The sequence below is a fragment of the Variovorax sp. FG153 genome (assembly GCF_057809595.1).
The window spans coordinates 148,978-174,156 of sequence record NZ_JBMDKG010000011.1; the positions used below are offsets into that span (position 1 = coordinate 148,978).

The 25,179-nt window shown below is 70.2% G+C and carries 17 protein-coding genes and 3 tRNA genes; 18 read left to right on the plus strand and 2 right to left on the minus strand.

What is annotated here, in order from left to right; translation table 11 throughout:
* Positions 1-25: 25 nt before the first annotated feature.
* The 9 genes from folC to ACODT0_RS15160 all read left to right on the plus strand — a co-directional run bounded on the left by folC (position 26) and on the right by ACODT0_RS15160 (position 7,418).
* Positions 26-1,324 carry a bifunctional tetrahydrofolate synthase/dihydrofolate synthase gene (gene folC / locus ACODT0_RS15120; protein WP_413764636.1) on the plus strand — a complete coding sequence of 433 codons (1,299 nt, stop codon included), beginning with the start codon at positions 26-28 and terminating at the stop codon, positions 1,322-1,324.
* A gap of 93 nt (positions 1,325-1,417) precedes the next feature.
* A complete protein-coding gene (locus tag ACODT0_RS15125; RefSeq protein WP_489041623.1) occupies positions 1,418-2,308 on the plus strand; it encodes an SPOR domain-containing protein in 891 nt (296 codons plus the stop codon).
* A 22-nt stretch (positions 2,309-2,330) separates the two neighbouring features.
* Positions 2,331-2,816, plus strand: coding sequence for a CvpA family protein (locus ACODT0_RS15130; RefSeq protein ID WP_261216659.1), 486 nt, complete (start codon positions 2,331-2,333; stop codon positions 2,814-2,816).
* A 12-nt stretch (positions 2,817-2,828) separates the two neighbouring features.
* Positions 2,829-4,328: an amidophosphoribosyltransferase gene (gene purF, locus ACODT0_RS15135; RefSeq protein ID WP_057596104.1), complete on the plus strand. Its 1,500-nt coding sequence runs from the start codon at positions 2,829-2,831 to the stop codon at positions 4,326-4,328.
* Positions 4,329-4,372: 44 nt separating this feature from the next.
* Positions 4,373-5,590 (plus strand): O-succinylhomoserine sulfhydrylase, encoded by a 1,218-nt coding sequence (locus tag ACODT0_RS15140; protein WP_082321975.1) that lies wholly within the window; start codon positions 4,373-4,375, stop codon positions 5,588-5,590.
* An 11-nt stretch (positions 5,591-5,601) separates the two neighbouring features.
* Complete coding sequence (gene gltX / locus ACODT0_RS15145) at positions 5,602-6,993, plus strand: glutamate--tRNA ligase (RefSeq protein WP_489041624.1); 1,392 nt, start codon at positions 5,602-5,604, stop codon at positions 6,991-6,993.
* A 72-nt stretch (positions 6,994-7,065) separates the two neighbouring features.
* Positions 7,066-7,141: transfer RNA gene (locus tag ACODT0_RS15150), tRNA-Ala, on the plus strand.
* A 55-nt stretch (positions 7,142-7,196) separates the two neighbouring features.
* Positions 7,197-7,272 (plus strand) — tRNA-Glu (locus ACODT0_RS15155).
* 69 nt (positions 7,273-7,341) lie between these two features.
* A tRNA-Asp gene (locus ACODT0_RS15160) sits at positions 7,342-7,418 on the plus strand.
* 323 nt (positions 7,419-7,741) lie between these two features.
* On the opposite strand, the gene ACODT0_RS15165 is transcribed toward ACODT0_RS15160, so the two are convergent.
* The gene (locus tag ACODT0_RS15165; RefSeq protein WP_489041625.1) at positions 7,742-8,638 is read right to left on the minus strand and encodes an AraC family transcriptional regulator; all 897 of its coding nucleotides are present in this window, start codon (positions 8,636-8,638) and stop codon (positions 7,742-7,744) included.
* 99 nt (positions 8,639-8,737) lie between these two features.
* On the opposite strand from ACODT0_RS15165, the gene ACODT0_RS15170 reads away from it, so the two are divergent.
* Complete coding sequence (locus ACODT0_RS15170; RefSeq protein WP_261216652.1) at positions 8,738-9,499, plus strand: SDR family oxidoreductase; 762 nt, start codon at positions 8,738-8,740, stop codon at positions 9,497-9,499.
* A gap of 115 nt (positions 9,500-9,614) precedes the next feature.
* Positions 9,615-10,199, plus strand: a complete 585-nt coding sequence (locus ACODT0_RS15175; RefSeq protein ID WP_261216651.1) for a BPSL1445 family SYLF domain-containing lipoprotein — start codon at positions 9,615-9,617, stop codon at positions 10,197-10,199.
* Positions 10,200-10,221: 22 nt separating this feature from the next.
* On the opposite strand, the gene ACODT0_RS15180 is transcribed toward ACODT0_RS15175, so the two are convergent.
* Positions 10,222-11,061, minus strand: a complete 840-nt coding sequence (locus tag ACODT0_RS15180; protein ID WP_261216650.1) for a plasmid replication/partition related protein — start codon at positions 11,059-11,061, stop codon at positions 10,222-10,224.
* Positions 11,062-11,455: 394 nt separating this feature from the next.
* Between ACODT0_RS15180 and ACODT0_RS15185 the strand changes: the two genes are divergently transcribed.
* The 7 genes from ACODT0_RS15185 to ACODT0_RS15215 form a co-directional block, all read left to right on the plus strand.
* Positions 11,456-11,980 carry a sigma-70 family RNA polymerase sigma factor gene (locus tag ACODT0_RS15185; RefSeq protein WP_057596097.1) on the plus strand — a complete coding sequence of 175 codons (525 nt, stop codon included), beginning with the start codon at positions 11,456-11,458 and terminating at the stop codon, positions 11,978-11,980.
* A gap of 117 nt (positions 11,981-12,097) precedes the next feature.
* On the plus strand, positions 12,098-12,352 hold the full coding sequence (locus ACODT0_RS15190) for an isopentenyl transferase family protein (protein ID WP_261216649.1): 255 nt from the start codon (positions 12,098-12,100) through the stop codon (positions 12,350-12,352).
* 176 nt (positions 12,353-12,528) lie between these two features.
* The gene (locus ACODT0_RS15195; protein WP_261216647.1) at positions 12,529-12,783 is read left to right on the plus strand and encodes an MbtH family protein; all 255 of its coding nucleotides are present in this window, start codon (positions 12,529-12,531) and stop codon (positions 12,781-12,783) included.
* A gap of 59 nt (positions 12,784-12,842) precedes the next feature.
* Positions 12,843-13,532: a thioesterase II family protein gene (locus ACODT0_RS15200; protein ID WP_409976597.1), complete on the plus strand. Its 690-nt coding sequence runs from the start codon at positions 12,843-12,845 to the stop codon at positions 13,530-13,532.
* A gap of 102 nt (positions 13,533-13,634) precedes the next feature.
* Entirely contained in the window at positions 13,635-18,950 is a 5,316-nt protein-coding gene (locus tag ACODT0_RS15205) for an amino acid adenylation domain-containing protein (RefSeq protein ID WP_489041626.1), read from the plus strand.
* Positions 18,950-23,512 (plus strand): type I polyketide synthase, encoded by a 4,563-nt coding sequence (locus ACODT0_RS15210; protein ID WP_489041627.1) that lies wholly within the window; start codon positions 18,950-18,952, stop codon positions 23,510-23,512. The genes ACODT0_RS15205 and ACODT0_RS15210 overlap by 1 nt, the downstream gene beginning before the upstream one ends.
* A 54-nt stretch (positions 23,513-23,566) precedes the next feature.
* Positions 23,567-25,179 (plus strand): condensation domain-containing protein (locus tag ACODT0_RS15215; RefSeq protein WP_489041628.1); only part of this gene is annotated, 1,613 nt, incomplete at its 3' end.

The following is a 25,179-nucleotide window of genomic DNA, read 5'->3' on the forward strand; positions in this document are numbered from 1 at the left end:
ATGCGCGAGCGGCGGGTGGGCGACAATCCCGGCCTCCATGGAAACCCTGAACGACTGGCTCGAGCGCGCCGAGCGCCTGCATCCCAAGAACATCGAGCTCGGACTCGAGCGCGCGCGCGAGATGGCCCAGCGCATGGCGCTGCGCTTCGGCTGCCCCGTGATCACGGTGGCCGGCACCAACGGCAAGGGCTCGACCTGCGCCATGCTGGAGTCGATCCTGATGCACGCCGGCTATCGCACGGCGGTCTTCACCTCGCCCCACCTGGTGCACTTCGAGGAGCGGCTGCGCCTGTCGGGCCAATCGGTCGATGCTTCCAAATTGGTAGCAAACTTCGAAGCCGTGGAAAAGGCCCGGGGCGACCTGCCGCTGACCTATTTCGAGTTCACGACGCTCGGCATCCTGCGCTGCATGATCGAGGAGAAGCCCGACGTGGCGATCCTCGAGGTGGGCCTGGGCGGGCGGCTCGACGCCGTCAACATCATCGACGCCGACTGCTCGGTGATCACCAGCATCGACCTCGACCACATGGAATTCCTCGGCCCCGACCGCGAGAGCATCGGCTTCGAGAAGGCGGGCATCCTGCGCGCCGGCAAGCCGGCCATCGTGAGCGACCCGATGCCGCCGCAGAGCGTGGTCGACCATGCCGAGGCCATCGGCGCCGACCTCTGGCGCTTCGGGCGCGACTTCAACGTCTCGGGCGACAAGCAGCAGTGGGGCTGGAGCGGCCGCGGCCGGCGCTACAGCGGGCTGGCCTATCCGGCGCTGCGCGGCGCCAACCAGCTGGTCAACGCGGCCGGCGTGCTGGCGGCGCTCGAATCGCTGCGCCAGCAACTGCCGGTGACGGCACAGGCGATCCGCAGCGGCCTCGCGATGGTCGAGCTGCCGGGGCGCTTCCAGATCGTGCCGGGCCAGCCGGTGCTGGTGTTCGACGTGGCGCACAACGCGCACGCCGTGGCCGCGCTGACCGAGAACCTCGACGCGATGGGCTTCTACCCGACCACCCATGCCGTGTTCGGCGTGATGGCGGACAAGGACCTGGCGCCGATCCTCGCGCGCATCGGGCCGCTGATCGACCGCTGGTACTTCACCGACCTGCCGACCGCGCGCGCCGCCAAGGCGGCCGACCTGCTGGCCGCATGGCAGGCGCAGAACACGCGCAAGGACGCCGCCGGCGAGGTCTTCGCCGGCCCCATGCAGGCGCTCCAGGCGGCCATCGAGCGCGCGGACCCCGCTGATAGAATCGTGGTCTTCGGATCGTTCTTCACCGTGGGCGGCGTGCTCGAGCATGGCACCCCCCGGCTGCAAGCCAAACACCTGTCCTAAACCTTGTCGCCCGGCGGCCGATTCGCAGGTCGATCTCGCCGGATTCCGCAGCTTCCCGCATCACTCGCAGCACTCCTTCAGGGACCGAACTTCATGGCGTTTTTCAAGTTCCGCGCGCGCGGCCCACAAGGCAACGAAGGACGCAGCGCACCGGCTGCGGTGCCGGCGGAAAGTGTCGAATCCATGCGCCGTCGCGCCCGCCACCGCCTGCTGGGCGCCGCGGTGCTGGTGCTGCTGGGCGTGATCGGTTTCCCGCTGCTGTTCGACACCCAGCCGCGCCCGGTGTCGGTCGACATCCCGATCGAGATTCCCGACCGCAACAAGGTCAAGCCGCTGCCGGTGCCCCAGGCGCCCGCGCCCGCTGCCACCAGCGGCAGCGGCAGCGACAACGGCGACACCCGCGTGGCCGCCGCGACGCCGTCGCGTCCCCCGGCCGCGTCGAGCGGCGGCATCATCACCGAGACCGCCGACGGCACCGAGATCGATGCCTCGGGCAAGCCGGTCAACGCCGCGCCGGCGCCGGCGCCCGCCCCCGCGCCGGCCAAGCCGGCCGAACCCAAGCCCGAGCCGAAACCGGAGCCCAAGCCCGAACCCAAACCCGAGGCCAAGCCGAAGCCCGAGGCCAAGCCGGAACCGAAGCCCGCGCCCAAGCCCGCCGCGGTCGACGACGGCGCCCGTGCCCGCGCGCTGCTCGAAGGCAGGCCCGTCGCCGCCGCGCCCGCCACGCCCAAGCCCGCCGCCGCGTCGGACGACAACGGCCGCTTCGTGGTGCAGGTCGGTGCCTTCGCCGATGCCGACAAGGCCCGCGAGGTGCGGCAGAAGCTCGAGAAGGCCGGCCTCAAGACCTATGTGAACGTGGCGAAGACGGCCGACGGCGAACGCACGCGCGTGCGGGTCGGTCCCTTCGGCTCGCGCGCCGAGGCCGACAAGGCCGCCGAGCGGGTGAAGGCCTTGTCTTTGTCGGCCGCGATCCTCACCTTGTAATTCGCCACCGCCCGTAACCGCCGTGGCCTTGCTCGACTGGATCGCCGTCGCGCTCATCGTGGTGTCGATGCTGTTCGGCCTCGTGCGCGGGCTGGTGTTCGAAGTGATCTCGCTGGTCGGCTGGGTGGTGGCTTTCGTGGTGGCGCAGTGGTTCGCGTCCGATGTGGCGGCCTGGTTGCCGGCCGGCGATCCGCAGGCGTCCTGGCGCTATCCGCTGGCCTTCGTGCTGCTGTTCGTGGCGGTCGCGTTCGGCGTGGGCCTGGTGGCCGCGCTCACGCGCAAGCTGATCGCCGCCGTGGGATTGCGTCCGGTCGACCGGATCCTGGGCGGTGCCTTCGGCGCGGCCCGGGGCGCGGTAGCGCTGCTGGTGCTGGCAGTGGTTGTTCATTTGCTGGCGTTGAGCGACAGTGCCTGGTGGCACGAATCGCGCAGCGCCGTTGTTCTCGACGCGGCATTGCAGAGCCTGAAGCCTGCATTGCCCGAAAAATTGGCAAGCTACCTGCCCTGAGAGGATCGCTTCATGTGTGGAATCGTCGGCGTTGTCAGCAACGCACCCGTCAACCAGCTGCTCTATGACGCGCTGCTGCTGCTGCAGCACCGCGGCCAGGACGCGGCCGGCATCGTCACGCTGCAGGAACGCAAGTTCTTCATGCACAAGGCCAAGGGCATGGTGCGCGACGTGTTCCGCACCCGCAACATGCGCGCGCTGCCCGGCAGCGTGGGCCTGGGCCAGGTGCGCTATCCGACCGCGGGCAACGCCTACAGCGAGGAAGAGGCGCAGCCCTTCTACGTCAACGCGCCCTTCGGCATCGTGCTGGTGCACAACGGCAACCTGACCAACGCCCACGCACTGCGCGCCGAGCTGTTCTCGACCGACCACCGCCACACCAACACCGAGAGCGACTCCGAGGTGCTGCTCAACGTGCTCGCCAACGAGCTCGAGCAGGCATCGCACGGCGTGCCGCTGAATCCGGCCGAGGTCTTCGCCGCGGTGCGCAGCATGCACAAGCGTCTGCGCGGCTCGTACGCCGTGGTGTCGCTGATCGCGGGCCACGGCCTGCTGGCCTTCCGCGATCCCTACGGCATCCGCCCGCTGTGCATCGGCCGCAGCGCCGACGGCACCGTGATGGTGGCCAGCGAATCGGTGGCGCTCGAGGGCTCGGGCCACACCTTCGAGCGCAACGTGCTGCCGGGCGAGGCGGTGTTCGTCGACATGCAGGGCCAGCTCCATTCGATGCAGTGCGCCGAGGCGCCCACGCTCAATCCCTGCATCTTCGAGTTCGTGTACCTGGCGCGTCCCGACTCGGTGCTCGACGGCATCTCGGTCTACCAGGCGCGCCTGAACCTCGGCGAGACGCTGGCCAAGCGCGTGGTCTCGACCGTGCCGCCGAACCAGATCGACGTGATCATCCCGATCCCCGAATCGAGCCGCCCGAGCGCGACGCAGCTCGCGCACCTGCTGGGCATTCCGTACCGCGAGGGCTTCGTCAAGAACCGCTACGTGGGCCGCACCTTCATCATGCCGGGCCAGGGCGTGCGCAAGAAGTCGGTGCGCCAGAAGCTCAACGTGATCGCGAGCGAGTTCAAGGGCCGCAACGTGCTGCTGGTCGACGACTCGATCGTGCGCGGCACCACCAGCCGCGAGATCGTGCAGATGGCGCGCGACGCCGGCGCGCGCAAGGTCTACCTCGCGAGCGCCGCGCCGCCGGTGCGCTATCCCAACGTCTATGGCATCGACATGCCGACCAAGGACGAGCTGGTGGCGCACGACCGCACCGTGGAAGAGATCCGCGAGCTGATCGGCTGCGACGCGCTGATCTACCAGGACGTCGACGCGATGAAGCGCGCGATCGGCTCGCTCAACGGCAAGCTCGACGGCTTCGATGCCTCGTGCTTCGACGGCGTCTATGTCACCGGCGACATCGACACCGAAGCCATCTCGCGCATGAACGGCAACCGCCCGCGCATCGAGGAGACCGAAGAGGATTCCTCGCGCCTCGCGCTGCCCAACCTGAGCTGATCTTCTTCCGACATTCCTCGTTGGCCTCGCGCCCGAAAGTTTCCGTGACCGATCGACCCCTGCCTCCCGGCCTGCACCGCGACACGCTGGCCCTGCGCACCGCGCTCGAACGCAGCGTGCATGGCGAGCACTCCGAAGCGCTCTACCTCACCAGCGGCTTCGTGCAGCCCGACGCCGAGACCTCGGCCCGCCGCTTCGCCGGCACCGAGGAAGGCTTCACCTACGCGCGCACCTCGAACCCCACCGTCAGCAGCTTCGAGCGCCGGCTCGCCGCGATGGAAGGCACCGAGGCCGCGATCGCCGCTTCCAGCGGCATGGGCGCGATCCTCATGATGTGCATGGGCCTGCTCAAGGCCGGCGACCACGTCGTGTGCTCGCGTTCGATGTTCGGCTCGACCATCAACCTGATCGGCCGCGAGTTCGGCAAGTTCGGCGTCGAGACCACCTTCGTCTCGCAGACCGACGTGGCCGAGTGGCGCGCCGCGGTGCGTCCCACCACCCGGCTGCTGTTCGCGGAGACGCCGACCAATCCGCTGACCGAGGTCTGCGACATCCGTGCGCTGGCCGACGTGGCGCACGAGGCGGGCGCGCTGCTCGCGGTCGACAACTGCTTCTGCTCGCCCGCGCTGCAGCGGCCCGCCGAGCTCGGCGCCGACCTGATCATCCATTCGGGCACCAAGCATCTCGATGGCCAGGGCCGCGTGATGGCGGGCGCGATCTGCGGTCCCTCGAAGCTGATCGTCGACGTGTTCGGCCCGGTGGTTCGCACCGCGGGCATGGTGCTGTCGCCGTTCAATGCCTGGGTCGTGCTCAAGGGGCTCGAGACGCTCAACGTGCGCATGCAGGCGCACTGCGCGAACGCGCTGGCCGTCGCGCAATGGCTCGAGGCCCAGCCGGGCATCGAGCGCGTGTACTACCCGGGGCTCGCCTCGCATCCGCAGCATGAACTGGCGATGCGCCAGCAGGCGGGGCAGGGCGGGGCGGTCGTGTCCTTCATCGTGAAGGGCGGCGATCCCGAGACCGCGCGCGCCAACGCCTTCCACGTCATCAACAGCACCGAGGTCGTGAGCATCGCCACCAACCTCGGCGACGTGAAGACCATCATCTCGCATCCGGCCACCACCTCGCACGGACGCCTGTCCGAAGCGCAGCGCCAGGCGGCCGGCATCGGCCAGGGCCTGATCCGCCTCGCGGTCGGCCTCGAGCACGTCGACGACATCAAGGCCGACCTGTCGCGCGGCCTTTCCACCCTGAATTTCTGAATCCCGCCTCCATGACCGGCAAAGTCCGCACCCGCATCGCTCCGTCTCCCACCGGCTTCCTGCACCTGGGCACCGCGCGCACCGCGCTCTATTCGTGGGCCTATGCGCGCCACCATGGCGGCGAGTTCGTGCTGCGCATCGAGGACACCGACGTCGCGCGCTCCACGCAGGATTCGACCGACCAGATCCTCGCATCGATGCACTGGCTCGGCCTCGACTACGACGAGGGCCCGATCTACCAGATGCAGCGTCTCGAGCGCTACCAGGCCGTGATCGCGCAGATGCTCGAAGCCGGCACGGCCTACCACTGCTACGCCACGCCCACCGAACTCGACGAGATGCGCGAGGCGCAGAAGGCGCGCGGCGAGAAGACCCTGTACGACCGCCGCTGGCGCCCCGAGCCCGGCAAGGTGCTGCCGCCCATTCCCGAAGGCGTGCCGCCGGTGGTGCGCTTCTGCAATCCGCCCGAAGGCGACGTGACCTGGAGCGACCTCGTCAAGGGCGAGATCACCATCAACAACCGCGAGATCGACGACCTCATCATCCTGCGGCCCGACGGTGTGCCCACCTACAACTTCGCCGTGGTGGTCGACGACTGGGACATGAACATCACGCACGTGTTCCGCGGCGACGAGCACATCAACAACACACCGTGGCAGATCAACATCTTCCACGCGCTCGGCGCACCGCTGCCGCAGTTCGGCCATGTGCCCGTGATCCTCGGCGACGACGGCCAGAAGCTCTCGAAGCGCCGCGGCGCCGTGAGCGTGACCGCTTACGAAGACAACGGCTACCTGCCCGAGGCGATGCTCAACTACCTCGCGCGCCTCGGCTGGAGCCACGGCGACGACGAGCTGTTCACGCGCGAGCAGATGGTGAGCTGGTTCGACGGCTCGCACCTGTCGAAGAGCCCGGCGCAATGGGACGCGGCCAAGCTCGCATGGGTCAACGCGCAGTACATCAAGGCCAAGAGCGACGACGCGCTCGCGCCGCTGGTGGCCGCGCAACTGAAGAAGCGCGGCATCGAGGCCGACGATCGGCTCGTCGCCATCTGCGCGCTGTTCAAGGACCGCTGCGAGACCACCGTCGCACTGGCCGACTGGGCCGCGGCCTTCTATGCAGACGTCCACGCGAGCGAAGCGGATCGTGCGCAACACATCACCGATGCGGTGAAGCCTGCGGTGGCCACACTTGCGGATAAACTCTCCACCCTTCCGACGTGGGACAAGGCGACGATCGCCGCGGCCATCAAGGAAACCTTGGCTGCGCATTCGCTCAAGATGCCTGCTCTGGCGATGCCGGTGCGTGTTCTCGTGATGGGGACGCCACAGACGCCATCGCTCGATGCGGTCCTCGCGATTTTTTCTAAAGAAAAAATCATCGAGCGTTTGAAAGTGGCCTAAAAATCGGTCTATAATTTGAGGCTCGACACCGACACAAGGTGATTCTGAAAAGAAGCACTGGAATGTCAAAGAGGGGGTATAGCTCAGCTGGGAGAGCGCTTGCATGGCATGCAAGAGGTCATCGGTTCGATCCCGTTTACCTCCACCATCAAAAGTGTCGAGAAGAGAAGAAGTGCTGATCGCAGCACGGTTCCTAAGGTTTTGACCCTATCGTCTAGAGGCCTAGGACACCACCCTTTCACGGTGGCTACCGGGGTTCGAATCCCCGTAGGGTCGCCAGTTTCATGCAAGTGAAGCAGGCACGAGTCGTCAACACTCGGCTCCGCAAGGAGTGAACGTTGTCTACCAGGAGTGGTAGTTCAGTTGGTTAGAATACCGGCCTGTCACGCCGGGGGTCGCGGGTTCGAGTCCCGTCCACTCCGCCACACAAAGCAACGGGCTACGCGAGCGATCGCGTAGCCCGTTTGTCTTTTCGGGTTTCGATTCCTTGTTGGGCTGGTCATCGTGCGCGAACGGTGGCCCAAAACGAACAAAGCCCGCACGAGGCGGGCTTTGGAAATATGGTCGTGAACTCTTACGCGGTCCACGCTACGGCAAAGATTTCTTTGCGGAAGTCATTGTTGTTTTTCTCGTCGTAGTGACTTCGACGCGCTGGTGTGAGATTCAGCTTGCCTGGCCAGGCAACGCTCAGGTGGTCCGAGCGAAGGCGCATTGTAGCAGGCACGCGCATGCGGCCCCGTACAAGGGATCATCCACGGCGCGCGTAGCGTCCCGGCGGCAGTCCCACATGCCGGCTGAAGGCCGTGCTGAAGGTGCTCGCCGAGCCGTAGCCCACGCGTTGGGCAACCTCGGCGATCGCGAGATCGTGATGCTCGAGCAGCTTCTTCGCGAGCGCCATGCGCCAGGCCAGCAGATATTCCATCGGTGGCAGTCCGACGGCGCGCGTGAAGCGATCGAAGAAGGCCGAGCGCGACAGCGCGGCCTGCCGCGCGAGTTGCGCCATGGTCCATGGTCGCGCGGGATCCGCGTGCAGTTGGCGCAGCGCCAATGCGAGCCTCGCGTCGGCCAGTCCGCGCAGCAGGCCGGGTGGCGCATCCTCGCCGGAAGACGAACGCAGCGCTTCCACCAGCAGCACCTCGACGAGGCGCGTGAGCACGAGCTCGCGCCCGGAGCGCTCCTCGCTCGACTCCTCGCCGACCAGCCGCACCAGCACCGACAGCCGGTCGACGCCGCGCACGTGCACCAGCGTCGGCAGCAGCGAGACCAGCAAGGCCGCATCGGGCGAATCGAACACGAAATAGCCGCCGAGCAGGCGCACGTCGGGTGGGCCATCGCGCCTGCCGTGGCGAACCTCGCCTTCGGGTGCGGGCGCGAGCTTGGGATCGATGTGAACGGGTGCGGCCGCCTCGAAGCTCGACAGCGTGAAGCCCGGCGTCGCCGGCATGAGCACGAAGTCGCCTGCTTCGAGGGCGATGGCTTCCTCGCCCTCGACCGCGAGGCGGCAACTTCCGCTGATCACCGCGCAGAAGCTGGGCTGGCCGAAATCGGAATAGCGGACGGCCCAGCGACCAGCGCCGCTGATGCCCTTCGAGAACACGGCGCGCGGATTGAGCAGCGCGATGACCTCTGAGAGCGGATCGTTCATGGCTGGACGTTCGCAAAAGAATCGTGGACTTTTCATTGTAGATGGTCCGGTTTTCTCTGGATATCGTTCGCTTCCATCTCAACCACTCAGCAAACACCCATGAAAACCGTCCTCATCACCGGCTGCTCGTCCGGCTACGGCCTCGAGACCGCGCGCCATTTCCTGTCGCAGGGCTGGCGCGTGATCGCCACCATGCGCACGCCGCGCGAAGACCTGCTGCCGCGCGACGAGCGGCTGCGCATCGTGGCCCTCGACGTCACGAATCCGCACAGCATCGCCGCCGCGCTCGAGGCGAGCGGACCCATCGACGTGCTCGTCAACAACGCGGGCATCGGACTGCTCGGTGCCTTCGAGGCGACGCCGATGAGCACCATGCGCGAAGTCTTCGAGACCAACACCTTCGGCGTGATGGCGATGACGCAGGCGGTGTTGCCGCAGTTCCGCGCGCGCCGCGCCGGCGTGGTGGTGAACGTGACTTCGAGCGCCACGCTGGCACCGATGCCGCTGGTCGCGGTCTACACGGCCAGCAAGACGGCCATCGAAGGCTTCACGGGCTCGCTGGCGCACGAACTCGCGGCCTTCGACGTGCGCGTGAAGCTGGTGCAGCCAGGCTATGCGCCGAGCACGAACTTCACGAGCAATGGCCAGTCGCGCATGGAGGGCTTGATCCCGCCGGCCTATGGGGCCTATGCGCAGCAGGTCTTCGCGTCCTTCGCGGGCATCTCGGAAGTGACCACGGCATCCGACGTGGCCGAGACCGTGTGGCGCGCCGCGAACGACGAGACGGGGCAACTGCGCTTCCCCGCGGGTGCCGACGCGGTGGCGCTGGCCCGCTCGAACGTGCCTTCTGCATCGGCTTGAGTTGGCGTAGGCGGTCTTCCACAACGCGCCATGGAGCGATATGCGCGCCGTAGCATGGCCAGGCCCGCATCGTCGCGGGCACGGTTTGCGTCATGTTTCAGCAAAGGAGTTCGCCATGCCCATCTCTTCGCTTCGTACGGTGGCCGTCGCCTGTGCAGTGGCCGCGAGCAGCATTGCCTTCGTCGGTTGCACGACCACGCGTCCCGAGAACCAGGCCAGCAGCGCGTCCTCGCGCGCATCGATCGACGCACAGGTCGATGCCTCGCTGTCCAAGCTCTACGACTCGGTGCGCGGTTCGCGCGAACTCGTCGCCAAATCGAGCGGCGTGCTGGTGTTTCCGGCCGTGGTCGGCGCGAGCATGGGCGTGGGCGCCGAATACGGCCGCGGCGCCTTGCGCGTGAACGGCCGCACGCAGTCCTACTACAGCACCACCTCGGGCTCGATCGGCTTCCAGGCGGGCGCGCAGTCGAAGGCCGTGATCTACCTGTTCACCACGCAGGCCGCGCTCGACAAGTTCCGCAGCAGCAAGGGATGGACGGCCGGTGCCGATGCCACGGTGGCCGTCGCGACCATCGGTGCCAACGGCAGCATCGACACCAACACGGTCCGCCAGCCCGTGGTGGGCTTCGTGCTGACGAACGTGGGGCTCGAGGCCGGTGTCTCGGTGCAGGGCGCGAAGGTGACGGAGATCGCGCTCTGACGCGGTGCCCGCGGCCGCGCGCTCAGGCGGCCGCCAGTTGCAGCTGCAGCGTGGCGATCTGCTCGCGCAGCGCCTTGTTCTCGGATTCGAGCGCCGCCACGCGCTGCTTCAGCGCCTGAACCTGCTCGGAATCGGCCACATCGAACGGCGGCGATTCGGTGTCGGACGAGGTTTCGGCATCGTCCTCGCGCGGCTTGCGCTTCGCTTCGCGCGCTCGCTTGGCCGCGAGCTTCAGTTCGTCCTTGCCCGCGTTCGCGGCGGCCACCTGCTCCTCGGCGGGCAGGCTCGCCACGGCAGCAGCCGCGTTGATCGAGATAGTGCCGGACTTCACCGCGGCCACCACTTCGGGCGCGGCCTGCTTCTGGATCTTCTCGATCATCTGCACCTGGGTGCTGCTGATGCGCGCGGCCTTGGCGATGGCTTCGCGGCTGTTGAGCGGTGGAGGCGGCGGCACGCTCGCATCGTCGGCGCTCGCGGCCGAGCTCGCGGGCGCTTCGGCATCGGCGGTCGAAGACGACACGTTCGCCGAGCGCGCGCGGCGCTCCGTCACGATGTCCTTCTTGCGCAGCGCGAGCACGCCGCGCACGAAGTCCGAGATGCTGCGCCGGCCCAGGTGCTGGTCGATCATCCACAGGTGCACGTCCTCGATCGACTGGAAGCGCGTGTTCTGCACGGTCTGGAACGGCAGGCCATGCTTCTGGCAGATCGCATAGCGGTTGTGGCCGTCGACGAGAACGTCGCCCCACAGCACCAGCGCATCGCGGCAGCCTTCGGTCAGGATGCTGCGTTCGAGGGCTTCGTGCTCCTCGGGCGTGAGGGGATCGATATAGGCTTTGAGTTCTTCGTTGACGACGATGTTCATGGAGACGCGATCGGGCTGAGGGGCGGAATTCTAGAGGGCCGCCGATGCTGCAATGCCGCGAAGCAGTGCGCTGGATTGTCGACGTGCCGCAATGGCCGGCATGCAATGCCTGACGCATGCCTGTCAAACAATCTGGGCTATCATCGCCCGCCACCGCGCAAGCCAATGCGGGCCTGATGTTCCTTTCGCGGAACATCGTTCCGGTCCCGCTGCAACGTCAGTCCCCCCAAGTTTTTTCGTCCTGATTTCTCGCCCGAACGCGAGTTCAGAGGTGCCCGGAAACATGGCTATAGATAGGAATGATTCTTATTCTGTTTTGGATTACCAAAGTAGTAATCCAGAGCCTCCAGGATTCGCGTCGTCCACTTCGTCCCGCTCTCAAGAGGTGTTGCACATGCCATCGCATTTGTCCGAGCCCTCGCTCGGAGAGGTCTTCATCGCCCATCGAGCACAGCTGTGGCGCGTTGCCCGCAAGATCGTCAACACCCCGGACCTCGCGGACGACGTCGTGCAGGACGCCTATCTGAAGATCGTCGACGGCGCGTCCGTGCGGCTGGCCGAGAAACCCATCGGCTACTGCTGCCAGGTGGTGCGCAACATGGCGCTCGACTACTGCCGGCGCCACCGCGTCGAGGCGAACTACCGCACCTTCGACGTGGACGTGGAAGTGCTCGAGATCCCGAACGTCGAGACGCCCGATCGGCGCATGCGCGAGCGCCAGGTCCTGCATGCGATCGATCGCGCGCTGGCCGGGCTGCCGCCGCGCACGCGGCTGGTCTTCGAGCTCTATCGCCTCGAGGGGCTCACGCAGCGCGAGATCGCGGCGCGGCTCGATTGCGCGTTGGGCCTCGTCAACGGGTTGATCGCCGATGCCGCGGCCGCGATCAAGGGCTGTGCCCACCTGCTCGACGCCGACTGAGGGCCGAAGACCGTCCATGCATCGAGGCATGGGCATGGTTTGGTATGGTTCGTGCCTGCTGCGCTGGCAGCAAGGGGCCACCGGCACCGGCAAGAACAAAGCGAACCACCTTCTGGCATGACTCAAGACAAGGACGATCCCGTCTGGAATGCCGCGTGGACGTGGGTGCAGCGGGAATACGACCGCGACACCTTCGACGACGCGGCGCGGGACGAAATGACGACCTGGCTGGCGGCCGACCCGGCTCACCGCCGCGCCTACGACAAGGCGGCCCGCCTCTGGCTGCTCGCGGGCATGGTGCCACCCGTCAACGACATCGGCGGCGACGACATCCCGCACGACGACGCCGGCCACGCGCCCGGCAAGCACTGACGCATCGACGCGCGGCGAGCGCCTCGCCCGCGCGTCCGCATCCGGGGCCCGTCGACCCCGTGCAAATGAACAGATGACCCGCTGAAGCGTCCTGTTGAGCAGGAGCGCCCTTCCACGCGACGCCCGCACGGGCGGTCGCCGGCGCTTCCCATGTTCAACCGCACAAGGATGCCTCGATGTCTACCAGCTGTTTCGACCGCGAAGACGAAACCTTCATCGTCCTGGTCAACCACGAAGACCAATATTCCATCTGGCCGCACTGGAAGGCCGTGCCCAGCGGCTGGACCGTCGTCGACGGCGTCAAGGGCGACAAGAAGACGGTGCTGGCCTATGTCGAGCAGACCTGGACCGACATGCGCCCCCGCTCGCTGCGCGAATGGATGGCCGCGCAGGAAGGTCGGTCCGCGGCCACCGAAGGCGCGATCGGTTGAGCGTGGGCACGCCGGAGCTCGCGCTGCTGTGCCTGCCTTGTGCCGGCGCGAGCGCCACCATGTACCTGCGCTGGCGCCGCCTCGTGCCGCAATGGCTGCGGATCGTGCCCGTCGAACTGCCGGGCCGTGGCGCGCGCATGGGCGAGGATTTCGTCGAGGACTTCGATGCGCTCGTGGCGCGGCTGTGCACCGAGCAGGCCGCGGCGCTGCAGGGGCGCTTCGCGCTCTTCGGCCACAGCATGGGCGCGTTGCTGGCCTGGGGCATCGCGCGGCGCCTGCATGACGAGCGGCGTGCCTTGCCTCGGGCGCTGCTGGTGTCCGGCAGCGCGGCGCCTTCGTGCCGCGATCCCGATCGTTTCGCGGACAGGAACGACGACCGGGCGCTGATCGCCGACCTGCGCAGGCAGGGCGGCACGCCCGAGGAGGTCTTCGCGAGCGAGGAGCTGATGCGCATCACCCTCGACGTGCTCGCCGCCGACTACCGCATCTGCGAAAGCTTCGGCCAGCGCGAACGGCCGCCGCTGCCGTTGCCGATCCATGTCTTCGCGGGCCGCGACGACGACATCGACGCGGCGCGTGTCGAGGCCTGGTCGCGCGAGGCGACGCATGCGGTCACGCTCGACTGGTTCGATGGCGGCCACTTCTTCCTGCGGCATGGCGAAGGCGCGTTCCTCGAGGCCTTGTCGCGACGGCTCGCCCCGGGAGCGGTCGTGCCGGGCGGCCGCCACGCGACCCCTTCGCTGGTCTGACGATGGCCAGGACATGAGGCGGTGGGCTCGGCGACGGTGCAGGGATGCACCCCAATGACACGCGGCCGCGATGCCGCTTTCGATCGTCTGGAGGCTAGAGAAATGACAAGCAAGGCAGCGGCGCCGGCATCCGCATCCGCGCGCCCGCGCAACTTCGTGGCCCATCTGCGCGCACTGGCGCGGCAGCGCGCCGACCACACCTGGCTCACCGTCGTCGACGAAATCGGCGGCGTCCCGCGCGAGCAGTCCTTCTGCTACGGCGAGTTCGAGCACGGCGTGCGCGCGCTGGCCGCGCGGCTGCAGCGCGACCTGTCGCGCGGCGACCGCGCGCTGGTCATGCTCGACAACGGCGAGCACTACGCGATCGCCATGCTGGCCTGCTTCTACGCGGGCGTGATCGCGGTGCCGATCTTCCCGCCAGAGTCGGCCCGGCCCCAGCACCTCGCGCGCCTCGCGGGCGTGGCCGCCGACTGCGGCGCGCGCTGCGTGCTGACCACCGCGGCGCTCGAAGCGGCCATCGCCGCGACCGCGCCGACGCAGTTCGCCGGTGCCGCGATCCTCGCCGTCGATGCGGTCGACGCAGCGCTGGCCGAGTCCTGGCAGCCCTTCGATCCCGGCGACGACGACATCGCCTTCCTGCAATACACCTCGGGCTCGACCTCGGCACCCAAGGGCGTGATCGTCACGCACGGCAACCTGATGGCCAACGAGCATGCGATCCAGGTCGGCATGGGCATCGGGCCCGACGACAAGTTCGTCTCGTGGGCGCCGCTCTATCACGACATGGGCCTGATCGGCGGCCTGCTGCAGCCGCTCTACAGCGGCATCCCGCTGGTGCTGACCTCGCCGCGCCACTTCCTCGAGCGGCCGGTGCGCTGGCTCGAGCTGATCTCGCGCCACCGCGCCACGCTCAGCGGCGGGCCCGACTTCGCGTTCCGCCTGTGCCTCGAGCGCGTGAAGGACGCGCAGCTCGCCACGCTCGACCTGTCGAGCTGGCGCGTGGCCTACACCGGCGCCGAGCCGGTGCGCGCCGACACCGAGGCTGCCTTCATCGAGCGCTTCGCCGCCGCCGGTTTCGATGCCGGCGCGGCCTATCCCTGCTACGGGCTGGCCGAGGCCACGCTCTACGTCACGGGCGGGCGGCGCGGCGACGGCATGGTCGCGCGCGCTTTCTCGAACGCGGGCCTGGCCGCGGGGCAGGGCACGCCGAGCCTGCCGGGCGAGGACGGCACGGTGCTGGTCGGCTGTGGCGGCGTGGCGGTCGAGCACCGCGTGGAGATCGTCGATCCGGCCACGCGCGCGGTGCTCGAGGAGGGCGCCATCGGCGAGATCTGGATCGCCGGCGCGAGCATCGGTGCCGGCTACTGGGGCAACGAAAGCGCCTCGGGCGAGACCTTCGTCGAGCGCGACGGCCTGCGCTGGCTGCGCACCGGCGACCTCGGCTTCTTCCATGAGGGCCAGCTCTACGTCACGGGCCGCATCAAGGACCTGATCATCGTGCGCGGCCACAACATCTATCCGCAGGACATCGAGCGCGCGATCGAGGCCGAGGTCGAGGCGGTGCGCAAGGGCCGCGTCGCGGTCTTCGCGGCCCATGGTCCCGACGGCGAGGGCATCGGCGCGGCCGCCGAGATCTCGCGCAGCATGCAGAAGCTGGTGCCGCCGCAGCTGCTGGTCGAGGCGCTGAGCGCCGCGGTCAGCGAGGTGTTCGGCGAGCCGCTGTCGGCCGTGGTGCTGCTCAACCCGGGCGGCATGCCCAAGACCACCAGCGGCAAGCTGCAGCGCGGCGCCTGCCGCGCGGGCTGGCTCGATCGCAGTGCCGATGCCTATGCGATCCACGAGCGCGGCCGCTTCGTGAAGGGCGGCCCCGCCACCGAGGCGGTCGCGGAAATGGTGCTCGACGACACGGAACGCGTCCTCGATGCGATCTGGCGCGAGGTGCTGCGCCAGGCCGACGCGCCCGCGCTGCCGCGCGACGCGCACTTCTTCGCGCGCGGCGGCAACTCGCTGAGCGCCACGCAGGCCGCCGCGCGCATCGCCTCGCACTGGGAGATCGACTTTCCCGTGCGGCTGCTGTTCGAGCAGCCGCGCCTGCGCGAATGCGCGGCCGCCGTGGGCCGGCTGCGGGCCACGGGCCGGCGCGAGCGTCCCGCGCCCGTCGCCGTGCTCGGCGCGGCGCAGCGCGCGCAGGGCCTGCCGCTCTCGCATGCGCAGGAGCGCCAATGGTTCCTGTGGCAGCTCGATCCCCGAAGCGCGGCTTATCACATGAGCGGTGCGATGCAACTGCGCGGCGCCCTCGATGCCGATGCGCTGCGCGCCGCGCTCGGCGACCTGGTGGCGCGCCACGAGTCGCTGCGCACCGTGTTCCGCGCGGGCGCGGACGGCGTGCCGATGCAATGGGTCCGGGAGGCCGCCGAAGCCGGCGTCGAGATCGTCGACCTGCGCGCGCTGCCCGCCGAAACGCGTGAAGCCAAGCTGGCCGAGGAAGCGCGCCGCATCAAGGCCACCCCCTTCGATCTCACGCAAGGCGGCCTGCTGCGCGTCGCGCTGCTGCGCACCGCCGACGCGGCCCAGTTGCTGGTCGTCGCGATGCACCACATCGTCTCCGACGGCGCCTCGATGCAGGTGCTGCTCGAGGAACTGGCCGCGGGCTATGCCGCGCGCCTGCAGGGCCGCGCGGCCGGCATCGCCGCGCCCGCGCTGCAATACGCCGACTACGCCGCCTGGCAGCGCGACTGGCTCGCGGCCGGCGAGGCCGAGCGCCAGGCCGCCTGGTGGCGCGCGCAGCTGGGCCACGAGCACCCGGTGCTCGAGCTGCGCACCGACCGCCCGCGCCAGCCGCGCGCGAGCTACCGCGCCGCGCGCCATGGCTTCGAGCTGTCCGCGCCGCTGCTCGCGACGCTGCGCGCGCTGGCGCAGGCCGAGGGCGCCACGCTGTTCGTCGTGCTGCTGGCGGGGCTGCAGGCGCTGCTGCACCGCTACACCGGCCAGCAGGACATCCGTGTCGGCGCCGCCGTCGCCAACCGCGGCCGGCCCGAGTTCGAGCGGATCATCGGCCTGTTCGTCAACACGCTGGTGCTGCGCAACCGCATCGACGGCCGCACGCCGCTGGCCGGCGTGCTCGCGCAGGCGCGCGAAGCGGTGCTCGGCGCGCAGGCGCACCAGGACCTGCCGTTCGAGCAGCTCGTGCAGCTGCTGCAGCCCGAGCGCAGCATGAGCCACAGCCCGCTGGTGCAGGTGATGTTCAACCACCTGCTCGAGGACCGCGGCGCGCTGCGCCAGCTCGGCGGCCTCGATGCCGAGGACCATGCGCTGCCCGACCTCGAGGCCCAGTTCGAACTCGTGCTCGAAGTGCGCGAGCGCATGGACGGTCCGCCGCGGCTCGACTTCATCTACGCGGCGGAGCTGTTCGACGCCGACACCATCGAGCGCATGGCCGGCCACTACCTCGCGCTGCTCGAGGCCCTGGCGGGCGATGCCACGCGCACGGTCGGCGATGTCGCGCTGCTGGCGGCGAGCGAGCAGGCCGAGATCGCGCGCTGGAGCGTCGATGCCACGCGCGAGCCCGGCGCCGAGCCGGTGCACCGCGCCATCGCGCGCCATGCGCGCCAGCAGCCCGCGGCCATCGCCTTGCTGTTCGCCGACGAGGCCCTGAGCTTCGCCGAGCTCAACCGCCGCGCCAACCGCCTCGCGCACCGCCTGGTCGCGCTTGGCGTGCGGCCCGATGCGCGCGTGGGCATCGCGATGGAACGCAGCGTCGAGCTGGTCGTGGGCCTGCTCGCCATCCTCAAGGCCGGCGGCGCCTACCTGCCGCTCGACCCCGACTACCCGGCGCAGCGCCTGGCCTACATGGTCGATGACAGCGGCATCGACCTCCTGCTCGCCCACCGCGCCACGCGCGACTGCATCGCCGCGCGCGGCGGGCTCCGGGTGCTCGAGATCGACAGCCTCGACCTCGGCAGCGAGCCCGAATCCGACCCCGAGGTCGCGTTGCACGGCGAGAACCTCGCCTACGTGATCTACACCTCGGGCTCCACCGGCAGGCCCAAGGGCGCGGCCGTGCGGCACGGCGCGCTGCACAGCTGCATGGCCTGGATGCAGCGCGTCTACGGTCTTTCGCGCGACGACACGGTGCTGCACAAGGCACCGTTCGGCTTCGACGTGTCGGTGTGGGAGATGTTCTGGCCGATGACGGCCGGCGCGCGGCTCGTGGTCGCCAACCCCGGCGACCACCGCGATCCCGAACGGCTGGTGCAACTGATCGAGCGCCACCAGGTCACGACGCTGAACTTCGTGCCCTCGATGCTGCAGGCCTTCCTCGCGCATCCGGGCATCGAGTCGCGCACGCGGCTGCGCTACATCATCTGCGGCGGCGAGGCGATGCCGGCCGAGACGCAGAAGGAGGCGCTGCGGCGCCTGGCCGGCGCCTCGCTGCAGAACCTCTACGGTCCGACCGAGACCACCATCCACGTCACGCAGTGGACCTGCCGCGACGATGGCGAAAGCCTGGTGCCGATCGGTCGCCCGATCAGCGACACCCGGGCCTGGGTGCTCGACGCCGAACTCAACCGCGTGCCGCGCGGCGTGGCCGGCGAGCTCTATCTCGGCGGCGTGAACCTCGCGCGCGGCTACCTGAACCGCGCCGGCCTCAGCGCCGAGCGCTTCGTGGCCGATCCTTTCGGCCAGGGCGACCGGCTCTACCGCACCGGCGACCTGGTGCGCTGGAACGCCGAGGGCCAGATCGAGTACCTGGGCCGCATCGACCACCAGGTCAAGATCCGCGGCCTGCGCATCGAGCTCGGCGAGATCGAGGCCCAGCTCGCGGCCCAGCCCGAGGTGCGCGAGTCGGTGGTGGTCGCGAAGGAAGGCCCGGCCGGCGCGACGCTGGTCGGCTATGTCTCCCCGCGCGGCGACGCGCCCGTCGACACCGCCGCGCTGCGCGAGCGCCTCGGCCGGTCGCTGCCCGACTACATGGTGCCGCGCGCCATCGTCGTGCTCGATGCGCTGCCGCTCAATGCCAACGGCAAGGTCGACCGCAAGGCGCTGCCCGAGCCCGACGGCCTGGCCGGCGCGCGCGCCTACGAGGCGCCGCAGGGCGAGGTGGCGCGCACGCTCGCGGCCATCTGGTCCGAGGTGCTGCAGGTGCCGCAGGTCGGCCAGCACGACAACTTCTTCGACCTCGGCGGCCATTCGCTGCTGCTGATCCGCGCGCACCGCCTGCTGCAGGACCGGCTGCGCATCGAGCTGCCGCTGGTCCAGCTGTTCAAGCACCCCACCGTCGAGTCGCTGGCGCGCGCCATCGAGCAGGGCGGTGGCCGTGCCGAGGCCGCCGCCGCGTCGGCCGCCATCGACGAGCGCGCGCTGCGCCAGCGCGCCGCCATGCTTCAACGCCGCAAGGCGGCAGAAAGAGTCCACTGATGACCACGCCCGAGTCCTTCGACGCCATTCCCGGCGAACCCACCGGCCTGGAGATCGCCATCGTCGGCATGGCCGGGCGCTTTCCCGGCGCCGACGATGTCGATGCCTTCTGGCGCAACATCCGCGACGGCGTGGAGTCGATCCGGCGCTTCTCGGACGAGGAACTGCGCGCGCAGGGCGTGCCGCAGTCGGTGCTCGAGGAGCCCGACTACGTCAAGGCCGGCGTGCGCTTCGAGGGCTTCGACCAGTTCGATGCCGCCTTCTTCGGCTACGCGCCGCGCGAGGCCGAGACCCTCGATCCGCAGCAGCGCATCTTTCTCGAATGCGCCTGGTCCTCGCTCGAGCATGCGGGCTGCGATCCCGAGCGCTGGCAGGGCAAGGTCGGCGTGTACGCGGGCGAGGGCGCCAACGTCTACCTGATCCGCAACCTGCTGCCCTCGTTCGGCCTCGGCGCGCACAGCGGCATCGCCGACCTGCTGGGCCTGATGAGCGGCAACTCGGGCGGTTCGCTGTGCACGCGCGTGGCCTACAAGCTCGACCTGCGCGGCCCGGCCGTGAGCGTGCAGACCGCCTGCTCGACCTCGCTGACGGCGGTGCACACCGCCTGCCAGGCGCTGCTGGCGCACGACTGCGACATGGCGCTCGCGGGCGGCGTATGGCTCGACCTGCTGCAGGAAGGCGGCTACCGCTGGCAGGCCGGCGCCATCCTCTCGCCCGACGGCCACTGCCGCGCCTTCGACGCCGAGGCCGCCGGCACGGTGATCGGCAGCGGCGCGGGCGTGGTCGTGCTCAAGCGGCTCGACGAGGCGCTGCGCGACGGCGACACCATCCATGCGGTCATCAAAGGCAGCGCGGCCAACAACGACGGCTCGGCCAAGGTCGGCTTCACCGCGCCCAGCGTGGACGGCCAGGCCGAGGTGATACGCGCGGCGCAATTGATCGCGGGCGTGTCGGCCGACACCATCGGCTATGTCGAGACCCACGGCACCGGCACCACGCTCGGCGACCCGATCGAGATCGCCGCGCTGACCCAGGCCTTCCGCGCCGACACCGAGCGGCGCGGCTTCTGCGCCCTCGGTTCGGTCAAGACCAACATCGGCCACCTCGACGCGGCCGCCGGCGTGGCCGGCCTCATCAAGGCCGCGCAGGCGCTGCGCCACCGCGTGCTGCCCGCGAGCCTGCATTTCCGCGCGCCCAATCCGCGGATCGACTTCGCGAACAGCCCGTTCTACGTCAACACGGTGTCGAAGCCCTGGCCCGAAGGCCCGGTGCCGCGCCGCGCGGGCGTGAGCTCGTTCGGCATCGGCGGCACCAACGTGCACGTGGTGCTCGAGGAAGCGCCCCCCGTTCGCGCCGAAAGGAACGCGGGCGGCTGGCAGGTGCTGCCGCTGTCGGCGCAGGCGCCCGCCGCGCTGCGGGAGGCCGCGGCGCTGCTGGCCGACCACCTCGAGGCGCATCCCGAGGCATCGCTGGCCGATGTCGCGCAGACCCTGCAGAACGGCCGCCGTGCCTTCGCGCAGCGCGCCGCGGTGGTGGCGGGCGACACCGCCTTCGCGCTGCAGTCGCTGCGCGCGGCCGCGGACGATCTCGATGCGCCGCAGCGCGCGCCCGAGACGGCGCCCGAGGTCGTCTTCCTGTTCCCGGGCGGCGGCACGCAGCACGCCAACATGGGCCTCGCGCTGTACCGCGACCATCCGGTGTTCCGCGAGGAGGTCGACCGCTGCTGCGCGCTGCTCGAGAACATCCTCGGCGAGGACCTGCGCGCGCTGCTGTACCCCGCGCCGGAGGCGGAGGCGGAGGCCGACGCGCGGCTCGCGCGCATCGAGTACACGCAGCCGCTGCTGTTCGTCGCCGAGTACGCGATGGCGCGGCTGTGGATGGCGCGCGGCGTGCGGCCCGCGCTGATGCTGGGCCACAGCCTCGGCGAGTACGTCGCGGCCTGCCTCGCGGGCGTGTTCCGGCTCGAGGACGCGCTGCGCATCGTGGCCGAGCGCGGCCGCCTGATGCAGTCGATGCAGCCCGGCGCCATGAGCGCCATCGCGCTGTCCGAAGCCGAACTGCAGCCCTTCCTGGCCACCGGTTGCGACATCGCCGCCATCAACGGCGAACAGCTGTGCGTGCTGGCCGGGCCGCTCGCGGCCATCGAGGCGGCCGAGGCGCGGATGAGCGCGCGCGGCCTGCTGCCGCGCCGGCTGCTGGTGTCGATCGCCTCGCATTCGGCGCTGACCGATCCGATCGTGGACGCGCTGCGGGAGGTGGTCGCGGGCGTGCCGCGCCAGGCACCGGGCATTCCCTTCCTCTCCAACGTCACCGGCCGGCCCATCACCGCGCAGGAAGCCGTCGATCCGGCCTACTGGGCCCGCCACCTGCGCGGCACGGTGCGCTTCGCCGACGGCCTCGCGCACCTGCTGGGTACGCCAGGCCGCGTGCTGCTCGAAGTGGGGCCGGGCGAAACGCTCAGCGGCCTCGCGCGCCAGCATCCGCTGGCGGCCTCGGCCGCCGGCATCGTGTCGAGCCAGGGTCATCCGCAGCAGCGGCTGCACAACGAGCGCCACATGGCCGGCGCGATCGGCGCGCTGTGGTGCGCCGGCGTGCCGATCGACTGGCAGGCCTGCCATCCCGGCCGCGCCGCGCGCCGCGTGCCGCTGCCGACCTATGCGTTCCAGCGCCAGTCGTACTGGAAGGAGGCCGCGCCCGCCGATGCACCGGCCGCCGCCGCCAGCGGCCCGTTCCACGTGCCCGCATGGAAGCGCCTCGACCCGGCCGAGCCCGTGGCGGGCGCCGCGCCCGCCGACGGCTGCACGCTGGTGATCGGCAATGCCGACGACTTCCAGCGTGCCTTCGTCGAGCACCTGCGCCAGGCCTGGCCCGGCCACGCGGTCGTGCGCGTCGACCATGCGCAGGCCTTCGCCGAGCATGCGCCGCACCACTACGCGCTGCGCGCCGGCGAGCGCGCCGACCACGAGGCCGTGCTGCGCAAGGTGCGGTCGGCCTTCGGGCCGGTCGCGCGCATCCATCACCTGGGTGGTATCGATGCCGACGCGCCCGTCGCTGCCGATGCGGCTGCCGAGACCGCGCTCGAGCGCGGCTTCTTCAGCCTGTTCGCGCTGGCGCAGGCGCTCGAGGCCGTCGCCGCGGGCGGCGAGCGCCGGCTGTCGCTGCAGGCGGTGCTCACCCAGTCCGAGGACGTCGCGGGCGATGAACTGCTGTGCCCCGAGAAGGCCACCGTCTTCAGCCTCTGCAAGGTGATCGGCCAGGAATACCCGCACATCGATGCGCGCGTGGCCGACGTGGTGCTGCCGGCCGCGGGCAGCGGCGCGCAGGCGCGGTTGTTCGCGCAGCTGGCGGCGGGCGCGCATGCGGGCACCGACGAGACGCGGATCGCGCTGCGCGGCCCGCACCGCTGGGTCCGTGGCTACGAGCCATTGCCGGCGGCATCGGGCACGCCGATCCAGCGCTTCCGCCAAGGCGGGGTCTACCTCGTCACGGGCGGCCTCGGCGGCGTGGGGCTCGCGGTCGCACGCCACCTGGCTGCCTCGTGGCAGGCGCGCCTCGTGCTGTTGGGCCGCTCGCCGATGCCCGCGCGCGCCGAATGGAAAGGCCTGGCCGGCGACGACGCGCAGCCGCCGGCCCTGCGCGCGAAGCTGCGCCAGCTGCTCGAACTGGAAGCCCTGGGTTCCGAGGTGCTGGCGCTGTCGGCCGACGTGGCCGACGCCGCGCAGATGCGCGCGGTCGCCGCGCAGGCGCGCGAGCGCTTCGGCGCGGTGCATGGCGTGATCCACGCGGCCGGCCATGCCGACAGCGGCATGATCGGCCAGCGCACGCGCGCCCGCGTCGACGCGGTGTTCGCGCCCAAGCTGCGCGGCACGCGCTGCCTGCTCGAGGCGCTGCGCGGCGAGCCGCTCGACTTCGTGCTGCTGTGCTCGTCCATCTCCAGCATGGCCGGCGGCCTCGGCATGAGCGACTACGCCGCCGCGAACGCCTGCCTCGATGCGCTGGCGGCGCTGTGGCAGCGCAGCGCGCCGTACCCGGTGGTCTCGGTCAACTGGGACGCCTGGCGCGACCTCGGCATGGCCGCGGGCCGCGTGCTGCCCGAGGGCATCGGCATGGACGGCCCCGAGGGCGCGCGCGCGCTCGAGCGCATCGTCAACGGCCCGGCCTTCGCGCAGGTCGCGATCTCCACCACCGACCTCGCGCAGCGCCTGGGCCAGCTCGACAACGGCATGCTGGCGCTGGTCGAGACCGGCCCGGCGGTACGGAAGAAGCGCCGCAGCCATCCGCGGCCCGCGCTCTCCACCGCCTACGCCGCGCCCGACGGCGACCTCGAGCAGGGTCTCGCCGGCCTCTGGCAGGAGATGCTGGGCATCGCCGGCGTCGGCGTCGACGACAACCTGTTCGAGCTCGGCGGCGATTCGCTGCTCGCGATCCAGATCCTCGCGCGTGCCCGCAAGGCCTACGAGGTCGAACTGCATCCCGCCGCCTTCTTCAAGGCGCCCACCATCCGCGAACTCGCCGTGCTGGTCGAGACGCGGCTGATCGAAGAGATAGAGAACGCCGCCTAGCCCTGGCTCCCCCCGGGGCCCATGGCCCGCCCGCACCTGTTCGCCGAAGAAACCATGTCCAACATCCAAGACATCGCCGCGCGCCGCGCCAACCTCACCCCCGAACAGCGCGAACGGCTGAAGCAGCGGCTGCGCGGCGGCGCCGACAGCGGCCGCGCCGAACAGCCGATTCCGCGGCATGCCTCGGAGGACGGCCTGGCGCCGTTGTCCGCGGCGCAGCAGCGCCAGTGGTTCCTCTGGAAGCTCGATCCCGCGCGCACCGCCTATCACCTGAGCGGAGGCCTGCGGCTCGCCGGTGCGCTCGACGCCGATGCGCTGCGCGCCGGCCTGCAGGCGCTGGTCGAGCGGCACGAATCGCTGCGCACCGTGTTCGTCGAGAGCGCGCGCGACGATGGCGAGGCGATGCAGCGCGTGCTGGCCTCGCTCGAGATCGATCTGCGTTGCGAGGACCTGCGCGGTCTCGACGACGCGGCGCGCGATGCCGCGGTGCACGAGCGGGTCGAGGCGATCCGCATCGAGCCCTTCGACCTGGTGCGCGGGCCGCTGCTGCGCACGCGGCTGCTGCGCACCGGCGATGCCGACCACCGGCTGCTGGTGGTGATGCACCACATCGTGTCCGACGGCTGGTCGGTCCAGCTGATCCTCGACGAACTCGCGCTCGAATACGCGGCGCGGGTGCGCGGCGAGCAGCCCGCGCATGCGCCGCTGCCGGTGCGCTATGGCGACTACGCCGCCTGGCAGAACCGCTGGCTCGACGAGGGCGGCGACGAGGGCGAAGGGGGCCGCCAGCTCGCCTGGTGGCGCGCGCGCCTGGGCACCGACCAGCCGGCGACCGCGCTGCGGACCGACCGGCCGCGCCGCGCCGACGGCCGCTACCGCGCCGCGCACCACACGGTCACGCTGCCGGCGGACGTGGTGCAGTCGCTGCGCCAGCGCGCGCAGGCGCAGGGCGCGACCGTGTTCATGGCGCTGCTGGCGGGCTTCAATGCCCTGCTGTATCGCCATTGCGCGCAGTCCGAACTGCGCGTGGGCGTGCCGATCGCCAACCGCCATCGCCCCGAGACCGCCGGCATCGTCGGCTTCTTCGTCAACACGCAGGTGCTGCCCGCGCGAGTCGATCCACGCATGTCCTTCGACGAACTGCTGGCGCAGACGCGCGACGCGGCGATCGGCGCGCAGGCGCACCAGGACCTGCCCTTCGAGCGGCTGGTCGGCGCCCTGCGGCCGGAGCGCAGCCTCAGCGTGAACCCGCTGTTCCAGGTGATGTTCAACCATGTGCGGCGCGACCACCGTTCGCTGGCCGACTGGCCGGGCATCGCCGTCGAGCGGCTGGACTTCGAGGAAGAGGATGCGCAGTTCGAGCTGACGCTGCAGACCCTCGAGTTCGAGGACGGTCGCATCGACGCCACGCTGCTGCATGCGGTGGAGCTGTTCGATGCCGCGTCGATCGCGCGCATGGCGACGCACTACGTCGCCTTGCTGCGCGCGCTCGCGCAGACGCCGCAGCTGGCGATCGGCGAGGTGCCGATGCTCGGCGAGCCGGAGCGCGCGCTGCTTGCCGCCTGGAGCGAGAACCCGAGCGCGCACGGTGATGGGCGAGCGGTGCACGCGCTGATCGAGGCGCACGCGCGGGCCGAGCCCGCTGCGCCGGCGCTGGCCTTCGACGA